The sequence below is a fragment of the Desulfobulbaceae bacterium genome (assembly GCA_015231515.1).
GTDB lineage: Bacteria > Desulfobacterota > Desulfobulbia > Desulfobulbales > VMSU01 > JADGBM01.
Window position 1 is genome coordinate 1 of sequence record JADGBM010000216.1, and the last position, 2358, is coordinate 2358.

A 2358-nucleotide genomic window follows, 5' to 3' on the forward strand; every position below is an offset into this window, starting at 1 on the left:
TAAGGATGAACTCACACGCAACAGCTAAAGCAATAACACTTATTGTTGCAATTAAAGGGGTGTTCATATGTTTTCCATTAATTTTTTTTAAGCGGCACTATGCACGGTTCAGAGTGGCATTCATTAACTTCAATAGTGATGTGTGAAAGCATATTCACTTCTGCCAGCAGAGATTTATAGTGCTGGGCAGGTTTTGGGTAGTGCGTCACAAGAGAGATAATGGCCGCACAATCAATCGGGCCTACTTTCCAAACGTGAATATCAGAAATTCGATTGTCATCAACTTTTTCGATCCTCTCTTGAATTTCTTTTACAGTTTCCAGCTCGACATTCTTGTCTAGCAGAATTGAACTTGTATCTTTTAAAAGACCATAGGACCATCGTGTAATAACCAGAGCCCCTACGATCCCCATTAAGGGATCAAGCCAGTTCCACCCTAAATACTTGCCAAAGAATAAAGCAAATATTGCCAGTAAGGACGTAAGCGCATCTGCTAAAACATGCAGGTAGGCTCCTCTGAGATTGTGATCATGGTGGTGATGCCCATGATCGTGGTCCTGTTCATGGGTATGGTTTCCATGAAGAAGGAAGGCGCAGAATATGTTAACCAGAAGACCTAAAACGGCTACGCCAATCGCTTCGTTAAAATGAATTTCTAAGGGTTGAAAGAAGCGCAATATCGATTCCGCACCAATAATCAAAGCTACAACAGCCAAAGCGACAGCACTTGAGTATCCGCCGAGTATACTTACTTTACCTGTGCCGAAAGAAAACTCTTTGTTTTCAGAATGACGCCTGGAATATTGATAAGCAAAAATTGTAATGGCAAAGGCAGCAGCATGGGTACCCATGTGCCACCCATCGGCCAAGAGCGCCATTGAACCATATACTGACCCTGCGATGATTTCTGCAACCATCGTAATGGCGGTAATCGCCAGGACCTGTTTTGTCCGAGATTCACCCTTTTTATGTATCAGAGCAAAGTCGTGGGAATGTTGCCACTTATCTAGATAATGAATATGCATTACAACTCCTTCAATCATTTTGGCAAACGACATAGATTATGTATTCTATGTGAGTGCGGCCCTATGGTCAGAAATCCCGCCCAGGAGAATAAAAAGATTCAAGAACGGAATTTCTGAACATACGAGGTTGTTGTTGATACTACCCTAATCAAAAAATGCTAAATCTATTGGCCTAAAAAGTTAGCGGTAATAAATTCTCCAGCCAAGGTAAGAAAAACATAAAGCGTCTGCTTTTTGGTATCTTCTTCCTTCGGGTTAGTAAAAGCAACTACCCACTCATCACTATATTGAAACTTTTCCTTTTTTGCTCCAGATGGTTTTATGTTTGCCCAGGAGTTACCAAGTTGGCCATTTTGTACCAAACTGTTAAAGGCCTCAGTCGCATTTTGCAGGGCAACATCCTTGGTGACGGGATTAGCTGGCACATGACCGCCACCGTGAGAATAGGCCGCTGTGGCAAAAGTTGTTAGAAAGGCTACAAGGGTCAAAAAACTAATAAAAAATCTACGCATGATCTTCTCCTATTCAAAGGCAAATGGTTTGTGAGAGTTTCGTTGTTTCTGAATGAGTTCTTGTTCCATCTTTTGGTGCTCATGATAGTGATTGTCAGAACTAAAACTAAAATCATCGGGGCTGGAGTTGTGACTGTATCCGTGCATCTGCATTATAAACAAAAATGCCCCAGCAGCAATTAAACCACCATTTGAGATGGCACTAAACTGAGTGAAAGACTTTGACATTCTCCACCCAGAGAGGATTAGAAGCATAATAGCCAGCGCTATGACTTGGCCAATTTCTACTCCGACATTAAAAGATAGTATTCGCATGATTAAACCGCTTTCTCCCAAAGGCAACTGTTGAAGCCTTGTAGAGAGTCCAAATCCGTGGACGAGTCCAAAACTGAATATCACAAGCAACAGGTTTGGCGAGGAGCGGTCTAAAAATTTTTTAAAGCCATCAATATTCTCGAATCCCTTATAACAAACACTCAATGCGATTACGGCATCAATAAGAAAATAGTTTGCTGAAATACTAAATACAGTAGCAAATATGAGAGTAATACTGTGACCTAGGGTGAATGCTGTGATGTACTTTACAATGTCTCGGAATCCGGTCAAAAAGAAAATTACACCAAAAATAAATAGTAGATGATCGTAGCCGGTGAACATATGAGTGGCTCCGAGCCAGACATATCGGAGATTTCCGCCAGCAATCATAGCCTGTATATCGGACTGTGACATTCCATGGGCAAAGGCTGCCACAGGAATAAAGAGTGTCAGTATGAGCACTAATGTTTTTACTGATTGATTCAACTTCATAAAATACCTCATAT

Annotated in this window: 3 protein-coding genes; all 3 read right to left on the reverse strand. The window is 41.3% G+C overall.

Annotated elements, in window-relative coordinates; genetic code table 11:
* Positions 1-77: 77 nt before the first annotated feature.
* The gene (dmeF, locus tag HQK80_16455; protein MBF0223782.1) at positions 78-1025 is read right to left on the reverse strand and encodes a CDF family Co(II)/Ni(II) efflux transporter DmeF; all 948 of its coding nucleotides are present in this window, start codon (positions 1023-1025) and stop codon (positions 78-80) included.
* A 164-nt stretch (positions 1026-1189) separates the two neighbouring features.
* Complete coding sequence (locus HQK80_16460) at positions 1190-1537, reverse strand: hypothetical protein (protein ID MBF0223783.1); 348 nt, start codon at positions 1535-1537, stop codon at positions 1190-1192.
* A 9-nt stretch (positions 1538-1546) separates the two neighbouring features.
* Entirely contained in the window at positions 1547-2344 is a 798-nt protein-coding gene (locus tag HQK80_16465; GenBank protein MBF0223784.1) for a HupE/UreJ family protein, read from the reverse strand.
* Positions 2345-2358: the final 14 nt, after the last annotated feature.